This is a genomic window from Bacillus sp. Root131 (assembly GCF_001429475.1).
GTDB lineage: Bacteria > Bacillota > Bacilli > Bacillales > Bacillaceae_G > Bacillus_A > Bacillus_A thuringiensis_S.
In genome coordinates this window covers 1,907,310-1,924,646 of the sequence record NZ_LMJQ01000001.1, presented here as the reverse complement: position 1 = coordinate 1,924,646, position 17,337 = coordinate 1,907,310, and the positions used below count along the sequence as shown (strand labels likewise).

Below are 17,337 nucleotides of genomic sequence, written 5' to 3'. Positions count from 1 at the left end.
NAGGAGAATGATTTTCTTCTACGTAATGAACATAATGTTTATCTACTTGTTCTTCAGATAATCCAGCTACTTTGTCTTGAATTCGAGTAGCTTCATCCATCTTTTTTAAGAGTTGTACAGGATCTGTATTAGAACCCAACAAATATTTCTTAATACGTGCAGGACTGGCCGTAATTAATACACGTTCTCCTTTTAACTCCACTGCATGTGCATTTGGATATTGGTCCAGCATGTTAATTAAATCTTGTTTCGTATGCTTTCCTAGTTCAAAGAAAGGCGTAGTCGTTCCGCCTGTTGTAATTGTTGTTCGAATGGTACCACCTTGTTGTTTATTATAAAAATAAATCATCCCCCCATTTGGAGATTGGATTGTGTTTATACCTGGTTTTAATGTAAATGATTTTATCTTAGAATCTTCTCTCCAAGAAGCATCATATGAATACGTTCCAATATATACCTGAATATCTTGATTACCTTCTACATTAATCGTTATTTGTTCATTTGGTTTTGCATATAAACCAGTTGGTTCATATGGACTAAATGCCATACTTTTTCTTTCCTGTTGTTTTATTAGCTCAACATCCCCTTTTCCTGGGACTGTAAATGTTCTATTTTCTGATTTAACTGATTTTTCACTTTGCAGTGATGTCGATAAATTTTTTTGCTGCTCCTTTTGCTCCGCAAAGACATCTGATGAAGAAATCATTCCAGTCGCAAGCATAGTTACTGTAGCAGTAGCTGCAAGTATTTTTCTAGTTTTATATTTTGAATTATTCCCCATATTATCTCCTTCATTTTTCCTTAGTACTCTTAAGGATTTTTTGTTTTCTTCTTCATGTTTTTACAATCTAAACTATTCATACTATTTAAGTTGTATCTATTACTCTATATTTTTTCATAAACATCTCCTTTTCTTTATTTATTATTGTATATAAATGTTATTTGATGACACATTAAATAACAACTTTACGATAAACTCATCGATAACAACTTATTATGTTTTGATTCTGTATTCTAAACTTCCATCCGATTGGAGAAATATATCCAATTGGAGAAATCAGTAAATAATTTTCAACATTTAAGGGTTGGAATCTCACAAAAAATTCATAAAAATTTTTCAGTTTAAAGGTCAATTCAATTGCAACTATATTTGTTTAAACTTCCACCTTTTTTGAAAAAAAGCATCTAATTCTACTTGAATTAGATGCTTACATTTAGTCCTTAGGACAAATATTCTAAACTATTTATGTGGTTGTAAATCTTTTTTTATTACTTCCCAGAGTGAATTATCTTGAGGCACCGGTTTACCCTCTTCATCCCATTTTATTTTTCCTGTTCCCAATTCATAATTCATCCCTGTCCATGTGTCTTCACGGAATGCATAGAATGATTTATGCCAACCTTTTTGGTTGAAGATAGAAATAAGATCTTGCATGTATTGGGTAGCTCCCGGAACAGTACGGTTAATTCCAAACTCCTCTGCAATAATTCGATTAGATGATACATGATTTTTCTTAGACCATTGTTGGATTGGCTTCAAAAATTTCTCTAATCCCTGCTTATTCCACATTACAGGTTTCTCTAAGTCTCCTACTTTTACTAATCCTGGATATTGATATTCTTTATTTTTCTTTTCACCTTGACTCGTTAATTCATATGGTTCATACATATGAAATGCGTAAAGCGTTTTTTTATCCTTTACTGGTTTTAAATATTTAAAAGCCCATGGAGTAGCATATAAACCTGAATCTAAAATAATTGGTATTTCTTGGTCTACTTCACGAATGGAATTGATTACTTTTTGATACAATCTGTTTAAATCCGCTGTCGTTCCCTTCACTTTTGCATACCATTTCTCGTAATCTTCTGTCCAAAAATCATTATATCTATTATTTTTAGCTGTTTCTGGATGTGGTTCATTTATAATATTATAACCCACCACCGCAGGATAATCTTTTAATTCCAGAGCAAGGTCCTTCCAAAATTGACTTGCTTGTTCTTGATACCTCTCTTCTTCCCATATTCTGTCGTCATTCTTGTTATTATTAAATTGGCGCCATCGATCACCAGGTAACGATAACATTGTAAGAACAACTTTCATTCCTTGTGATTGTGCGGCATCTAAATCCGCCTTTAATTTTTCTAAATCCTCCTTTACTAATCCCTGATAGTTATCTGCATTACCTATCAGAAAATCCTTTCCAGAAGTATCTGGTTTATCCTCAAATAGAAAATCTTTATCTTTTGCCCATTTATCAGGTGCTAAACGTACATATTCAATATTAGCTTCTTTTGCACTTTTATAGTTTTCAGGTAATGACGTACTATTCATGAAATTAGTACCCTTTCTTTTCGAATCCCAAAAACTAATTTTCGAATCGCCCTTGTGGTATGTATCAGCTCTTACATTCATTTCCTGTACTCCAAAACTCATCATGCCTAATAACGCAACAATTGGCAAAATTTTTTTCACAACTTTTCCTTCTTTCTCTTTATATTTAACACACATAACATACCTTTGTTTTGTTACAGGAATATGGCAAATTTCCATAAAAGCCTTTTTAGTTTATAAGATCGCAGCGTATTCATAAAAATGAATGAGATAATTAGAACATTGCTTCATTTTCAAAGAAACAAAAAAGGAATCCTTTACGGATTCCTTTTTGCAATTCACTCTTTTTCAAATGGTACATTTTGCACCTACTTTTAGTATACCTTATAATTCCCATAAAATAAATAAGATTAACTGAAATTCACTTCAAATTGTGATAGAAAACATAATTAAGAAGCGCAGATAACTAAATATTATCCCTTTTATTAAATAAAAAAGATTAAATAATTCCCCCTCCAAACTAGGACCCCTTTACACTTTTTACAAATATTTCTATAATTAGATAAACCAAAGCATTACCCCATTAACAAAGGGACTCCATAATTGGAGTCCCTTTGTTAATTAGCTATTAAAAATGATAGCATGTGATTATTGTATAATTTCTTCCTTTTTTAGATCTGCATATTCTTCTACGAAATCCCATAAACCTTGCTTTTCGAAGTAAGAAATACTTTTTTCACTTCTTCTAAGAGTTTAATTGCTTCATCTTCATTAAGAGAACGTAAAATATTGAAATGATATACATACTCTTCATTTCCTAATTCCATACAAACTGCTAATCCTTTTTCAAATTGCTTTAAGAATATACAAGCTGGCTCTAATTCTTTTTCACAAGAAGCAACTTTCACCTCATATCCCATTAACCCAAAATACAAGGAATATAGATACTTATTTTACTTTCAAAGGCTGAAACCTTGCTGCATAACTCCTGAAAATAAAGTGAAAAGAGGTTCAAATCCATATGGATAGAACCTCTTTTCACTTTATTTCATACATATACTGATTTTTCATTTATTCATTTTGTATTGTACTTAAAAAAACAATAAATTCATCATCATTTACAGGTTTACTGTAGTAATAGCCCTGAATTAGATAACATGCATTACGTTGTAACACTGTTAATTGTTCTTTCGTTTCTACCCCTTCTGCTATGACTTTCATGTTTAAAGTATGAGCAAGTGAAATAATGGTCTGTATAATTTCACCTCCATCAGTAGAAGTTCCAATCCTATTAACAAATTCTCTTGGAATTTTCAAAGTATCAATTGGATAAAGAGGTAAATACGCTAATGAGGAATAACCTGTACCAAAATCATCAATTGATAAATGTACACCAAATGATTTTAATGCTTTTAACTTTGATAAAGTTTCTTTTTCATCTACCATGGCGATTCGCTCTGTTAATTCCAAATTAATCGAATTAGCAGGTACTCCTATCTCTTCTATGGTATATATAATGGTTTGAACAAAATCTTTCTGTTCAAACTCTATAGCTGATAAATTTATCCCCATCTTTAGATTTGAAAAGCCCGCAGAATGCCATTCTTTCAGTTGTCGACACGCTTTCTGTAACGTCCACTTTCCAATTGAAATAATCTGCGCCGTTTCTTCTGCGATAGGTATAAACTCAAACGGAGAAATCAGCCCAAGTTCTGGATGTTGCCAACGTATTAAAGCCTCTGCACCAATAACCTTACCTTCCTTACTGTCAATTTGTGGTTGATACAATAAAAACAACTCATTATTTTCAATTGCATTTGGTAAATCCTGTTCTAATCGTAATCGACGGGTTACTTTTTGAGATAATTTCTCGTCATACATACAAACAGCATTGTTACCTTTTTCCTTTGCGCTATACATAGCGATATCAGCGTGTTGTAAAAGTGTAGTAGTATTTATTCCTCCAAATGGATACACTGCTATTCCTATACTAAGAGATAAGTAAAAACTATGCTGATTTACTACGAATGGTTCTTCAGTTATAAGAAATAGAGTTTTACACAAATTCAATAGCTGTTGCTCTGTTTGGTTATGGACAATGATTGCAAACTCATCACCACCTATTCTTGCTAGAGGAATTGTCGGTGAAAGACATGTCCTAAAACGTTTGGCAACTTCTTTTAAAACCCTGTCACCAATGGAATGGCCCAGTGTATCATTAATAGTCTTAAAGCGGTTTAAATCAATATACAGGAGCCCAAATTTATCCTGTGTTTTTTGCACACGCTTAATGGATCTATCTAATTCTTGTTGGAAGAATATACGATTTCCAATCTCCGTCACCGTATCATGGAATGCAAGGTAGTTTATCTCATCCTGTTGTTGTTTCATCCTCGTTATGTCTTTTACCATTACATAACTCCCAAAAGTTTGACCTTCTATCATAATAGGAACTATAGTGACATACCAAAACAGCATGTCCTTCTCATTGTTATTTTTCACACGCAACTGTAGTGAAGATGAACTACATCGTCTCCCTTTCTTTATAGCCGCTTCCAATTCAGATTTATCTTCATCTAAAAAAATAGAGAAGCACTCTTTCCCTATTAATACAGCACTGTCTTTTCCTAATAACATACTTCCAGCCTGGTTTATGTTTAATACGATACCAGTTGAATCAATCGTTAAAATAGGATCCGGATGATACTCATATAATGACTTAAATCTTTCTTGATTTTTTACCAAATCATTAGATTTGTTTATTAAATCCCTTGTTCTTTGAGATACTGTTTGTTCTAATTGATTATTAAACACTTTTAATGTTTCAGTTAAATCTTTGTTTTGCATTCGTACGATTGTATGACGAATCAGTACAAATACAAAAGCAATACAATTTCCCGTAATCAATGTAGCTGAAGACGTTTGCTCTTTCAAAGTAAAGCCAATTAAGACTGCAACTGCAAGATAAGGGAATATGCCAAGAAGTTTCTCTCCAAATGTCGGATTAATAATAAAATAATTTCTTTTAGAAGAAGCATCCTTTGGAATTGTAGCAGCAATAGCAATAAATAATAGGAAAACTCTATACAAACACCTTAAAAATATAACTGAACGCTCTGACAAATCACCTTGTAAGTAAAAATACAAATAGTCCGTAATAGCTAATCCAGTTAATACTAGGATAAAAATATACAATTTGCTTTTTGCATTGAAAATAGCAGGTCGAAAGATTAGTGTAACTCCAAGTAATAGAAGTAATAAATCTATAATCGGAAAAATAAATGAGAGAAAAACATCTCCAATTGATAAGAATAAGATATTTGCAGAAGGTTTATTAAATAAATACCACTCTAATGTAAAAATAGCAGTAACAACAATGCATAAATCACAAAGCAAATATGCTTTCTCCCATTTATTACATTCCATCATGATTTTATAAAAGAACGCAAAGAGAAAGAAGAATAAGAAAAGCAACAAAAATACATCAGAGATATTAAAATTTTTTATTGGTAATTCTACATTAAGTACTTGAAAAGCAGATATAAAATTCCCTATCAAGAAACAACCTATCGCAATAATAATGCACACCCAGAATACTCCTAACTTAATTTTTCTGGATAATATAGAATACAGTAGTGAGATAAATACAGTAGTTTCAACAACTAAAGATGATAGTCGGATATTAAAATCTGATACGAAATAAAGACTTGGAAAAACAAATATAAATATAAAGCAAAAGCTTATATAAGCTATTAAAGCCAATATCAATACATAAAATTGCACATATGCATGTTTACGCAATGGACTCACCTTCTTGAGTTTTTTCTATACTTTTATTAAAAAAATTTCTTGATAGTGGCACAACTCCTACTAAATTTAAATGTGTGTTACCTATTATCCATATTATGACCTTTTTAAAAGATTTCTTTCTACATACAACAGTCTTGCTAACTTTTTGTAGATGTTTACAATTATCAATACTGAGGATTCCAAAAAGGATAAGCTGAAAAATGTAGTTTTTTAAGTATTTGCGCATCGTAAATTTGGCGGGTACAACTTATCTACCCTTTAAATATGAGATAGAATCTAATCCTCTATTGGATTATAGTTAGTTGCTACCTGTCACACTTAAAAAGGAATGAAAATATACTATCATTAACATAGCAATTCGAATTAGTTTACGGAACATACTGTAACTATTATAGTTACAACAAAGGTTGATGTCAATTTCATATCCTCCCTTTTTAACGGACAAAAGACATGACCTATTGAACAAAAATTTGATGTTTATAAAAAGAGAGGTAAAATTTTATCTCCTTACTCAAAGAATTATAAATGATCTAGGATTAGATGAAATTGAAGCTAATATTGCATCTCCCTAAAAAGAATGTTACTCTAAAAATAGAATTATGAAAGGAATGATGGATGAATAATGATTAACTAATTTATATTTTAAGTTGAATTTTATAACTTCAAACTACAAAATATAGGGTTAGTCTATCCATTTTTAAAATTCAGTTCATACTTTATTTGTCATGATTCAAATGATTAATAAGTACTTATTAAGTATAGACGAAAGACTAATCCTTCCGATTACAAATTGGGGGATTTTTTTATTCCCGTTTAGCTTAGTTGAAACTTACTAATTGTTAAATGTACTTCACAAATAAAGGAGCGAGAAAAATGAGTACTTCAGACACTATTGTTACACATGTAATGCTCTATATAAGTCGTTAATATCCATCAAACTTATATAGAGGAATTAAAAAATGGATGGATGTTCCGACTTTATATGAAACGTTTCGATATATAAAGGAGGAATTATTATGTCAATGATAAAGGTCCAAGACTTAACTTTTTCATACCCAGGTAGCTTTGATAATATTTTTGAAAGTGTAAACTTCCAAATAGATACGGATTGGAAGCTAGGATTTATTGGTAGAAACGGACGAGGTAAAACGACATTCTTTAATTTATTGTTAGGGAATTATGAGTATAGCGGGAAAATCCTTGCTTCGGTAGAATTCAATTACTTCCCCTACTCTGTTTCAGATAGGAACAAATTCACTCATGAAATCCTTGAAGAAATTTGTCCCCAAGCCGCAGATTGGGAATTTCTACGTGAGATATCCTATTTAAATGTTGATGCTGAGGTCATGTACAGACCATTTAAAACATTATCAAATGGGGAACAAACAAAGGTGTTGCTTGCTGCACTGTTTTTAAATGCGGGTCAATTCCTATTAATTGATGAACCAACAAATCACTTAGATACAGATGCACGAAAGATAGTCTCTAATTATCTAAGGAAGAAAAAAGGATTTATTTTAATTTCACATGACAGAATCTTTTTAGATGGGTGCGTTGACCATATCCTATCTATTAATAGAGCAAATATTGAAATTCAAAGTGGTAACTATTCTTCTTGGAAGTTAAATTTTGATAGACAGCAAGAGCACGAGAAGGCTACAAATGAGCGTCTACAAAAAGACATAGGGAGATTAAAACAGTCTTCCAAACGATCAGCAAGTTGGTCTCATGACGTGGAAGCTTCAAAAAATGGAACGAGGAATTCAGGCTCTAAGTTGGATAAGGGGTTTGTAGGACATAAAGCAGCCAAGATGATGAAAAGAGCAAAAAACCTTGAATCAAGGCAACAAAAAGCTATTGAGGAAAAGTCAAAATTACTAAAAAATGTGGAAAAAACTGAGTCATTAAAATTGGAACAATTGCAATTTAAATCAAATGAATTGGTTACTTTGGTTGACGTGTCCGTTAAGTACAATGACCAAATTGTGAATGAGCCGATTAGCTTCATAGTTGAACAAGGTGACCGAATTGTACTTGATGGAACGAATGGGAGCGGAAAAAGTAGTATCCTAAAACTACTTCTAGGACATCCGATACAGCATACAGGCTTAGTTACTTTAGGTACAGGACTCATCATTTCCTATGTCCAACAAGATACTTCTCATTTGAAGGGGGCGCTATCAGACTTCATTGAAGAGCACAAGATTGATGAAACCTTATTTAAATCCATCCTAAGTAAGATGGACTTTGATCGAATTCAATTCGAGAAAGATATATCTCATTATTCTGGTGGACAAAAGAAAAAACTGCTTATCGCTAAAAGTTTATGTGAAAAAGCCCATATATATAGGACGAACCACTAAATTTTATAGATATCTATTCCCGTATGCAGATTGAAGAACTTATTCAACAATTTAATCCCACAATGGTTATTGTTGAGCATGATAAAGCATTTCAACAAACAGTTGCAACAAAAACTATATCTATGTAGCTCAAAACGAATACTTGAAAATATAATCATTAACTTGAGTCCTTGAACTATAAAAACCTTAATGACGTGTTGAAAAAAGCCTAATTTCTCTACAATACATTGAGAAATTAGGCTTTAAATAGTAATAACAGAATTCATAAATACTGAATAATTTACACGTTAGGTTTATCTGTTAATGCAGTAACAATCCTGTCCACTAAGTCTTCTGGCATCCATTCATGATTTGTATCGTTCGTTTCATTTGGCCCTAAAGAATCAATAAACTTTTTAAACTTTGGAAATAAAACAATAGAAGTGATCCAATGTATCGTATGATTTATGGAGAAGAAATGAAAAACTCCTTGCTTTTCACCCTCCTGTAATATTTCTTTTAACTGTTCAAAATTACCTATGAAATACGGTTTAATCTTTTCTAATCGTGCACTTTCCTTAATAATCTCCTCATATGCCAATGATCCAATTTCAGGGTTCTCTTTTATATGTTTAGTAAAAACCGTTAAATATTCTCTAAGGGCATCGATAGGTTTAAATTGATTCTTCTCAAGAAAATTGGGTAGCTCATTAGCAAGACCATATTTCTTAAACACCTCATAATATAGGTTTTCTTTCCCATTAAAATAGTAAGAGGCCATAGCAACATTCACTTTCGCTTCTTTTGCGATTTCTTGTATGCTCGTACCTTCGTAGCCACGCTCTCCAAATTTTTTCTTAGCAGCCTTTAAGATATTTTCCATCGTCTGCTCTCGAGATTTCCCCATTTCACACACCTCAAATAGTATATATTTCACTTCAAAAACCCAATAAGGACTTTGAATAGAGTATCTTTTTAATGAAATTTAATTATATATTTAAAGTGGTAACTTAACAACCGATGAAGTTCTGATTACTTTAAACAATATCCCCTTGCGTAGCATCAATAGTTTTCAAATACTTTACGCTCTTTTCTAATTGAGTAAAAGAATAGACAAAAAACATCTAATTTTATCTTAATTTCGTGTGCGAATAAAAACATAATAAGGACCAAAGTTTATCCATTTTATAGATAAACTTTGGTCCTTTCGTTACATTATACAGATTTAAAATAAAATGAAACTTTAATCAGCCCTCACCAATCAGGCTTTTAGGTGCAGCAGGGCCCCCACCTAACTTCTTTGCTTCCGCTGAATTTTGAGGTGAGGGGTCTTACTGCCCACAAATAGCGGGATAAACTAGTATACTCGTAGCTTGATGAGAGAATTATCCATCAATCGTCCATCATTTTCTGACTAGATCTGTTTAATCTCGATATAAGGTCCTTTAATGTTTAATTTGTTAATATCATTAGATATATTGCCTACAGTTGATTTTTCATTAAAAGTATAGACCTTTTCACCATTTACAAAGATACCCCAATTCTTATCTTCATAACTGATACCATAACCAGCATTGCTAGACGTAGCTTTGAGTTGATTTCCATTCATTGAAAGAGATAACTTCCCTTTTCCTTTGTTAAGTTTATCATTCACGCTGTTGATACTATTCATTTGTTCTTCAAGGAATTTTTGGTTATCAAGAGTAACTTGATGGTTTTTCCAGTCTAATTTATAGTGGTTCGTAAAGAATTCATTATATGTATCTTTATTATTTGTTCCCCACCATTTTGAACTTACCCACTCAATATTGTACTGATCTGAAATTCTACGATTTGTTATTTTTAAATCTGATGTAGTTTCTGTTTTATCAGCAGTAATAACCGCTACTACGTTTGGAGAAAAACCATATCCTGTTAAAGCTGGTACTGTATCTTTTGAAACAAAATTATTCGTCCCTTCATTATAACTACGTGATTTCATAAATAGTTGATTACCATAGAAAGTATTGAATGAATCACGATTATAAATTCCCCACTCTGGGAAATTAAATGATTGGAATCCTACTTTCTATTAATCATTGAAATCTACGTTTTAAAAATCAAATAAAATGCTTATATATCAACGGTTTGTATGTTTTCAAAAATCATGAATAAACTCTAAATTTTATTCATTCGTTACCAAAATGTGACCATAAAAAGCAAAAGAGCACAGCGTGTATATAAAGTGCGTCAACACTCTATATACCGTCCACCTGAGCTGACCAGGTAAACACTTGCTATCCTCTCATGAGTATTGTACCTCATATTAGGTTTATTAAGCAACGTTTACCCAATAAATAGGTGACGTTGCTTTTTTGTTTCCAAAAAGGAGACAAACCGTTATGAAAAAACGTATTGATGTATTAGCTCAACCAGAGTCCTATCATAATTTATCAACATTTTCAAATGTACAGGAATTAAATCAAACGGTTAGAGTATACAGAGATGTAATTAAAACGTCTATTAAACGTGCGGATGTACAATCTAAACTAATTGCATTACTTGAAATTTTAAAGCGTCATAGCTGCAAATACATAGGTGTTAGTTTCCTATGTAAAAATAGAATAGCTGAGATAATGAGCGTATCATATAAAACTGTACAACGTTTAATGATGAAACTTGTGACTTTAAGAATAATTAAGCAAATAGCTATGAAGCGAAAAAAAGATATGCGTCAAACTTCTAATGCAATTATTATCCAACCAATTGTATATGAAGTGTCCCACAAGCAACCTACTGAAATGACTAAGAAGTGTCCTACCGTTAAAACAAATACTAAAATCTTAAAACAAAAGAGTAAAGATATAAATAAACGTAAAGGTAATGATGATAATAATACTGTACCTAAAGAAAACATTAAATGCGCTGAATTTGTGGCTGATTGGGTTCCAGAACGTTTTGCTTCCCTAACTTCTGCTTTTTACTCAAAAGCTACAACAATCCAAGAGTTTTGGAAGGTTGTAAAACAATGCAATCGTGTGATAAATCATACAACAGGGCAAACGGCGTTTGACAAAGATCAAGAACTACAAATTGGTGTACAAGCTATGAAAGAATTTGCGATGAAGGTAAAAAATGGAGTCAAGATGAAAAAGGGGAAGTTCGCTTATTTCAACGGTATCGTGAACAACTTGATGAACAAATATTATTTTGACCCCGAATTTGGTATGTGATGCTCTCTTTTACACTTCGGGTACCACATATACCTTTGCATATACACCTTGCTGCATAGCAAATTGTTCTAGTGTATTTTGCCTATATGGTGTAATTGTAAAAAAATGAACAATAGGGACTTTCCCGTTATATTTGTTTTTATAATACAAAGTGAATTCACCATATTTATTCATTTTTTCACTGTTCACATTCATCATTTGTGTGCGATCTATTTCGACTGCATTTAGAATCCCATCGCTATCACGGTACTTTACGTCTGGAATAATCGTTCTCTTATTGTCATGTACTTTATAACGTATAGGGGCTTCTATCTGCCAATCTTCAGGACAAAACAGATATAGCCACGCTTCGTTTCTCATGAGGCTGTGTGCTAATCGAATGGTAGGCACAACCTTTTCTGTATCATCGAATAGCGCACGTCCCTGTTTATTGAGGTAATATACATGCTCTTTTTTATAAACGGTACTGTTTACATATGGGGTTAAGTCTTTTAAAATCCGGTTTGCATTCCGAATTCCTCCCATATCATGAATGGCCATCAAATGTCTTCTGGTAGCGAATTTTAATTTTCTAATCGAGGTAAAAATCATCATCTGACGATTCATTTTGATATGTGTCTGTATATGCATCCTTTTTCACCTCGTATTGTTTTAATACGTCCCACATCTGCTCATTTGAGATATAAGGGACTTGAATCTCTGTTAATCGATCTGTTTTAAAAAGCGCACGCCCTGGTATACTTTCAATCGATTCCAGACCAGTTTCATCAATGACAACTTGAGAAGCTGTTTGAGTTGGTAATCGAAATCCTAATTTTGCATCACTGTTTTGCTTCACTTGACGTGGTAAAGTATCGCCAGTAGGGTACTGTGTACAAAATATCAATCGAAATCCTAATGCTCCACCAATTCGCGCTATGTGAGAAAGCATTTGTTGACAAGCTCCTAGTAACTTTTGTTGTTCTTTATTCATGCTCTTATCTGGACAAAGTTCTGCACCTTCATCCACGATAATAAAATAGCGTTCTCTTATATTTGTTTCTACCACGTTGGTATAATGATGTTCTTTCATAAAAAGTATTTTCTCTTCCATCTTTTTCAAAACCACGTTCAATAACTGAAAAGCTTCGATTGGGTTTTCTGCAATCGACTCAACCTGCTTCACATTTTGGTATGGTCCGAATTCTAATCCTCCTTTTAAATCAATAATAAACAAGTGCGTATATTCTGCTTGTGCAGTAATAAGAGATGTCATTACATTCTTTAGGAATACAGTCTTTCCCATACGTGTTAAACCACCTAATGTCATATGTGGTGTTTTATCAAAATCATGATAAATCAATTGTTCTAAACTTTGCCCGATTGGCACAATCCATTTTCCAACTTGAATTAAATTTTTTGACCATTCCCACTTCCTCGGTATTTCTTGATCGAATACACGAATGTTCAATTTATAATTGTCATACTGAATTCGAACAGGTTTATTTAACCCTTCACTTACAACATCTTCAACCTTTCGAATGATTTTACTCGGCATACCAACAGGCAACTCATACACATATGTTGTACTTCGATCATCATGAGTTCGCTTCTTAAATGTTGGATAATGAATCCTATCATCTTTTTTAATTGCAATTCCTGACACTTCAAAAAATACTTGTATCTTCTTTTTATCATCTATTTTACTTTTAAACCGATCACTTACGAATGCAATAGTTACAGCTGTCGTCGGAACCAATAGTAATTCCAGCATAAACATTTCTCCTTTAGATATCCTATAAGGATATCATTGCACTTTTTTGGAAGGTAACAGGACGAACATTTTTGCTTGCAGGGTCTATTGTCCCTCTCTTCCACAGCGTATTCCTTCATAGAAACATAACGAGAACATAACGTAGAAGATATAAGAACGAGCCTGTAAGCGTCGTATACAAGGTTATACGTGGAAGCCAATGTGGAACACTCTTCCCCATTTTTTCAGCCACACTCATCGCAATTACAGACAAACCTGTTGACGTCCAAATAATGACTGCTTCTCCTGCAAGTGTCATAGCCATTCCTCCTCAACCAGTTCCTCTTTCTCACGAAATTTAATCCCTGATTTAGTAGCTACAATTTGATACCGCTCCATTAAATCTTGCCAATTCAATATATCTTCCTCTTCTCCATATAAATCTTCTTCAATAACTTGTGATAAACTAAAATACCCTTTGTACTCTTTGTTATCAAATACTTCATGGTTCCTCATGTGAGTAAGAATAGATTCCGTCTCTTTTCTGGATCTTGACTCGTTATACATGTGGCGTAATTCTTTTGATGAATATAAATATGGCGTTGCATTGAGGTAACTATACTGAGAACGCATGTAACCCTCTCCTCTCTTGATATCTACAATGCCATACGGAAGTCCAAGTAGAATTCTTCGTGGGCTTCCGTATGGCAGTAATATAGGTATATGAACGAGAAGAAGGATTATTGCCTGTCCATAGAAAATTATTAATAAAGACAAGCGAAAATTTATAAGTGGGGGTGTAAATTATGAAGAGTGAATTGAAACAAATATTAGATAAAAGGGGAATTAAATACTCTCACGTTGCAAAACAAGCGAAAATTAGCAATTCTGCAATGACAAATTTATTAAAAGGTGGACTCCCTACCTTACCTGTGGCATATCGAATAGCTAGGGTGTTAGAGATGAAATTAGAGGATATTTGGGTTGAAGAAGGTGAGGGTTTTTGAATAAAATAATTAAATATAAAGGCTTCACTATCAAAGAAACTTTTGGGGAACGAAAAATAGAAGAAGTTTTTGAAGAAGTTTACGAAAAAATTTATGGGATAGAAATTAAGGTTAGAAGGAGAACACCTGAAAAATTAGCCACTGAAAAACATCAAGAGAAAAAATATAACCAGGAGTACTTACAATGTCAAAACAACCACCATTCAAAACATTAAATCGAATTATTGAAAATTATTACGATCCTAAAAATGGATTAATTGAAGTAGAACAATTTATCATAGGATGTGATGAGGAATCAATATCTGTATTAGATTACAAGGGAATCATGTATCAAAAAACATCTTCCCAAAAATATGACCAGGGTTATGAAATCTTATTGCTTCCTTATACAGAACTACATTCAAATTCTAAACAAGATTTACTACAACTATTAAAGCGTAAAATAATTGTTTATTTCACGTATACAGAAAATGATCAACAACAAGAAGATTTCGTCCCAGATATGGGAAAACAACTCTTTTCATTTATGAGTCATATATTAAAAGGTGCACAGCAAAATAAAAGAGCAATTCCAGTACGTTTTATTTTAATGGATATTGAAGCAGTTGGTTTTATCCCTAAACTTTCAAAATTTATGGCTGGGTGTCGAGGTTTTAATGTAGGCACTTGTTTGTTTGTAGATGACAGATTGACACTGACATATGGATATAATAACGAACAGGTAGACAAAATGTACAAAAACAGTGTAGTTATATCAAAATAAAATACTATAAATATGTATTAATTTAATACAACTTAAAACAGGAGGTTGAACACATGAGTTATGATACCGTCGCATCGCTACAACGCATGCAACAATTACAACAAGCGCAAGCTGCTTCTGGAAAACGCATAGTGTTAAAAAGAGTTTATAAATCAGATAAAATTTCTGCACTCATTATCGTTCTTTGTATTTTAGCTATCCCAGCAACAATGTGTATATCCCTTTTAGTTGGATAAGTCATCTATTACATTAGAGAATTTAAGCGTACAACATATTTAGTTAAAAACGTTGCTACTGGGGAGAAATTTAGAGCCTATAAACAAGACTTCAAACAGTATAAGAGGGATTTTAAGAAGAAAGAAAAACAAGTTAGAAGAATTTCAAATTTATAAAAATATAAATTTAGCGGTGATCATATTGCATAGAAAAGGTATATTCAAAAAAAATACTTATCAAGTAATAATGTTAGAAGCTGATTCAGAACAAAAATCAATTCAAATTACTCAAGAATATTTTAAAAATCAAGAAATTAATGAAATTAATATGACTTATGATGAATGTACCAAAATGGAAGAGTTAGTAAAAAAATGTGTGCATGATTCATTAAAAAAGCAGAGTCGATTACAGAATGATAATACTTTATTTTACACATATGAGCCCATGCTAGAAGATGATGAAAACAGAATTGTCACTGTGGTTAATAATGCTAATCGAAACTTATCTGTACAGATAATTAATAAGTATGTTATAAATGTCAGCGAGACTTTAAATAAAGAATATAAAACTTACACTTTAAAAATCAATCTAAAAGAGCTTCAATACATATTTACTAAATTATATTTCTTTTTCAACAGAAGAATTTCAAAATAAAAAGCCGTCAAATGCGGCTCTTATTTTTGTTTATAAAACTATTCTTTTGTATAAATTTCTAGGTGAAACGCAAAAAATCCGTCTCCAAAAAGAAACAGATTTTTCACTATACATAGGTAGATTAGAGACCGTATTTAAAATATAAATTACATTCATTTTACAGTCAAGACCCTGTTCTATCTTTCATTATTATTGCATATATTATTTATGCATCTAGAGAATCACCACATTTTTGACGCCTTCGACTGGGGAAGGCGTCTTTTTATTTCGATGGAACATTATGCACTTTAGAAGCATATATTAAATTGCTCCTAGCATGATACCTTTCTATATACAGAAAAAGCATTCCGGCCTCACCACCTGGATTGCTTTTTTTATTTCTGAAGTCATATAACATGATTCTGGTGCATACATATAAAGTGGTTCAAGAGAAACCACAAAAGAACATTCCTCCCATCCAACCAGGAATGTTCTTTTTTTTGTATATTTACGTCTTATTGTACATAGAATGAATTGTCATTGGATTTTTCTCCTTTTTACAGAAGTGCGCCCTGGTCAGGAGCACTTCTTATTACTTCCTATACACATAGTTTTTCATCCGTGCAATCAACTATCCCTCAAACCTCACATACTCCCCAGAAACCCATTGATTTCCACCAACGTTGTACCAGCCATTTTGAATGCCCCAAGATTGATAGCGTTCCCCTCGATACACATTCTTTACAATGCCATAATTTGTTCCTGGTCCTGTACGAACGCGTAAGACATCCGCTGTAATTGTAATAACACCTACACCATTGTTAGATGGTTTTGTAGAACCTGTATCCCCACCACCGTTATATGCGTTTTGCACCCTTTCTATAAAAGAATTCCAACGCCCTTCCGCTAACATACGATGCGGGCAGTATTTTCCACTCCACGATTGGTGTGTGCGAACTTTACTTATTGGAATGTTGTATTGTTTCATGATTTGCGCTACAACAATAGCTGCATTATTTTCTGCTTTATAATACCTATCCCCGCCGCTTAAAGAATAACAAATCTCCACACTAATCGACTTTCTGTTTCCTGAACCATTCCCATCTCCACAAGCCCATGCATTCCTTTCTAAAGGTAAGCCTTGTACAGCTTCTTTATCGTCTACTGCAATGTGGAATGACACCTCATTATTATTTCGTATCATATAAGCAATTTCATTCTCAGCTGGCGCATCATTATACGTATTGTGAACTGTGATAAATTTTGGATTCATTGTATAAGGACACTTTG

The 17,337-nt window shown here is 32.6% G+C and carries 15 protein-coding genes and 3 pseudogenes; 7 read left to right on the top strand and 11 right to left on the bottom strand.

The genetic code is table 11. The features are described 5' to 3' along the window. Window position 1: 1 nt before the first annotated feature. The 4 genes from ASE54_RS35670 to ASE54_RS09695 all read right to left on the bottom strand — a co-directional run. Window positions 2-781, bottom strand: a 780-nt coding sequence (locus tag ASE54_RS35670) for a M60 family peptidase N-terminal accessory domain-containing protein (protein WP_218010734.1), incomplete at its 3' end; no start/stop codon positions are given. Window positions 782-1,240: 459 nt separating this feature from the next. Next, window positions 1,241-2,509 carry a cellulase family glycosylhydrolase gene (locus tag ASE54_RS09705; RefSeq protein WP_033795298.1) on the bottom strand — a complete coding sequence of 423 codons (1,269 nt, stop codon included), beginning with the start codon at window positions 2,507-2,509 and terminating at the stop codon, window positions 1,241-1,243. A gap of 512 nt (window positions 2,510-3,021) precedes the next feature. Beyond that, on the bottom strand, window positions 3,022-3,252 hold the full coding sequence (locus ASE54_RS09700) for a hypothetical protein (protein WP_002162674.1): 231 nt from the start codon (window positions 3,250-3,252) through the stop codon (window positions 3,022-3,024). Between the two features lie 151 nt (window positions 3,253-3,403). Next, on the bottom strand, window positions 3,404-6,133 hold the full coding sequence (locus tag ASE54_RS09695) for an EAL domain-containing protein (RefSeq protein ID WP_025989074.1): 2,730 nt from the start codon (window positions 6,131-6,133) through the stop codon (window positions 3,404-3,406). Between the two features lie 1,025 nt (window positions 6,134-7,158). On the opposite strand from ASE54_RS09695, the pseudogene ASE54_RS09685 reads away from it, so the two are divergent. Beyond that, window positions 7,159-8,633, top strand: a pseudogene (locus tag ASE54_RS09685) (Lsa family ABC-F type ribosomal protection protein). A 152-nt stretch (window positions 8,634-8,785) separates the two neighbouring features. Here the strand turns inward: ASE54_RS09685 and hlyIIR are convergent. Together hlyIIR and hlyII are read right to left on the bottom strand one after the other, a co-directional pair. Further along, window positions 8,786-9,391, bottom strand: coding sequence for a hemolysin II regulator HlyIIR (gene hlyIIR / locus ASE54_RS09680; RefSeq protein WP_000520485.1), 606 nt, complete (start codon window positions 9,389-9,391; stop codon window positions 8,786-8,788). Window positions 9,392-9,898: 507 nt separating this feature from the next. Continuing rightward, window positions 9,899-10,552, bottom strand: a pseudogene (hlyII, locus tag ASE54_RS09675) (hemolysin II HlyII); the annotation flags it as partial. A gap of 313 nt (window positions 10,553-10,865) precedes the next feature. Between hlyII and ASE54_RS09670 the strand changes: the two are divergent. Then, window positions 10,866-11,696, top strand: coding sequence for a hypothetical protein (locus ASE54_RS09670; RefSeq protein WP_000745810.1), 831 nt, complete (start codon window positions 10,866-10,868; stop codon window positions 11,694-11,696). Window positions 11,697-11,705: 9 nt separating this feature from the next. Here the strand turns inward: ASE54_RS09670 and ASE54_RS09665 are convergent, their stop codons facing one another. From ASE54_RS09665 to ASE54_RS09650, 4 genes are all read right to left on the bottom strand, one after another. Continuing rightward, complete coding sequence (locus ASE54_RS09665) at window positions 11,706-12,326, bottom strand: replication-relaxation family protein (RefSeq protein ID WP_000548071.1); 621 nt, start codon at window positions 12,324-12,326, stop codon at window positions 11,706-11,708. Then, entirely contained in the window at window positions 12,268-13,449 is a 1,182-nt protein-coding gene (locus tag ASE54_RS09660) for an FtsK/SpoIIIE domain-containing protein (RefSeq protein WP_014895307.1), read from the bottom strand. The genes ASE54_RS09665 and ASE54_RS09660 overlap by 59 nt, the downstream gene beginning before the upstream one ends. A gap of 115 nt (window positions 13,450-13,564) precedes the next feature. Then, window positions 13,565-13,747: a hypothetical protein gene (locus ASE54_RS09655; RefSeq protein ID WP_000170782.1), complete on the bottom strand. Its 183-nt coding sequence runs from the start codon at window positions 13,745-13,747 to the stop codon at window positions 13,565-13,567. Then, window positions 13,744-14,061 carry a hypothetical protein gene (locus tag ASE54_RS09650; protein WP_001257567.1) on the bottom strand — a complete coding sequence of 106 codons (318 nt, stop codon included), beginning with the start codon at window positions 14,059-14,061 and terminating at the stop codon, window positions 13,744-13,746. Before ASE54_RS09650 ends, ASE54_RS09655 begins: the two co-directional genes overlap by 4 nt. A 173-nt stretch (window positions 14,062-14,234) precedes the next feature. Between ASE54_RS09650 and ASE54_RS09645 the strand changes: the two genes are divergently transcribed. From ASE54_RS09645 to ASE54_RS09625, 5 genes and pseudogenes are all read left to right on the top strand, one after another. Further along, window positions 14,235-14,435: a helix-turn-helix transcriptional regulator gene (locus ASE54_RS09645; protein WP_000834294.1), complete on the top strand. Its 201-nt coding sequence runs from the start codon at window positions 14,235-14,237 to the stop codon at window positions 14,433-14,435. Window positions 14,436-14,440: 5 nt separating this feature from the next. After that, a complete protein-coding gene (locus tag ASE54_RS09640; RefSeq protein ID WP_309414769.1) occupies window positions 14,441-14,650 on the top strand; it encodes a hypothetical protein in 210 nt (69 codons plus the stop codon). Further along, on the top strand, window positions 14,620-15,198 hold the full coding sequence (locus ASE54_RS09635) for a type IV secretory system conjugative DNA transfer family protein (RefSeq protein ID WP_000043393.1): 579 nt from the start codon (window positions 14,620-14,622) through the stop codon (window positions 15,196-15,198). The genes ASE54_RS09640 and ASE54_RS09635 overlap by 31 nt, the downstream gene beginning before the upstream one ends. A 53-nt stretch (window positions 15,199-15,251) precedes the next feature. Further along, window positions 15,252-15,590, top strand: a pseudogene (locus ASE54_RS35665) (hypothetical protein). A gap of 25 nt (window positions 15,591-15,615) precedes the next feature. Beyond that, entirely contained in the window at window positions 15,616-16,068 is a 453-nt protein-coding gene (locus ASE54_RS09625; RefSeq protein ID WP_014895308.1) for a hypothetical protein, read from the top strand. Between the two features lie 610 nt (window positions 16,069-16,678). Here the strand turns inward: ASE54_RS09625 and ASE54_RS09620 are convergent. After that, entirely contained in the window at window positions 16,679-17,320 is a 642-nt protein-coding gene (locus tag ASE54_RS09620; RefSeq protein WP_001068398.1) for an N-acetylmuramoyl-L-alanine amidase, read from the bottom strand. Between the last annotated feature and the right edge of the window lie 17 nt (window positions 17,321-17,337).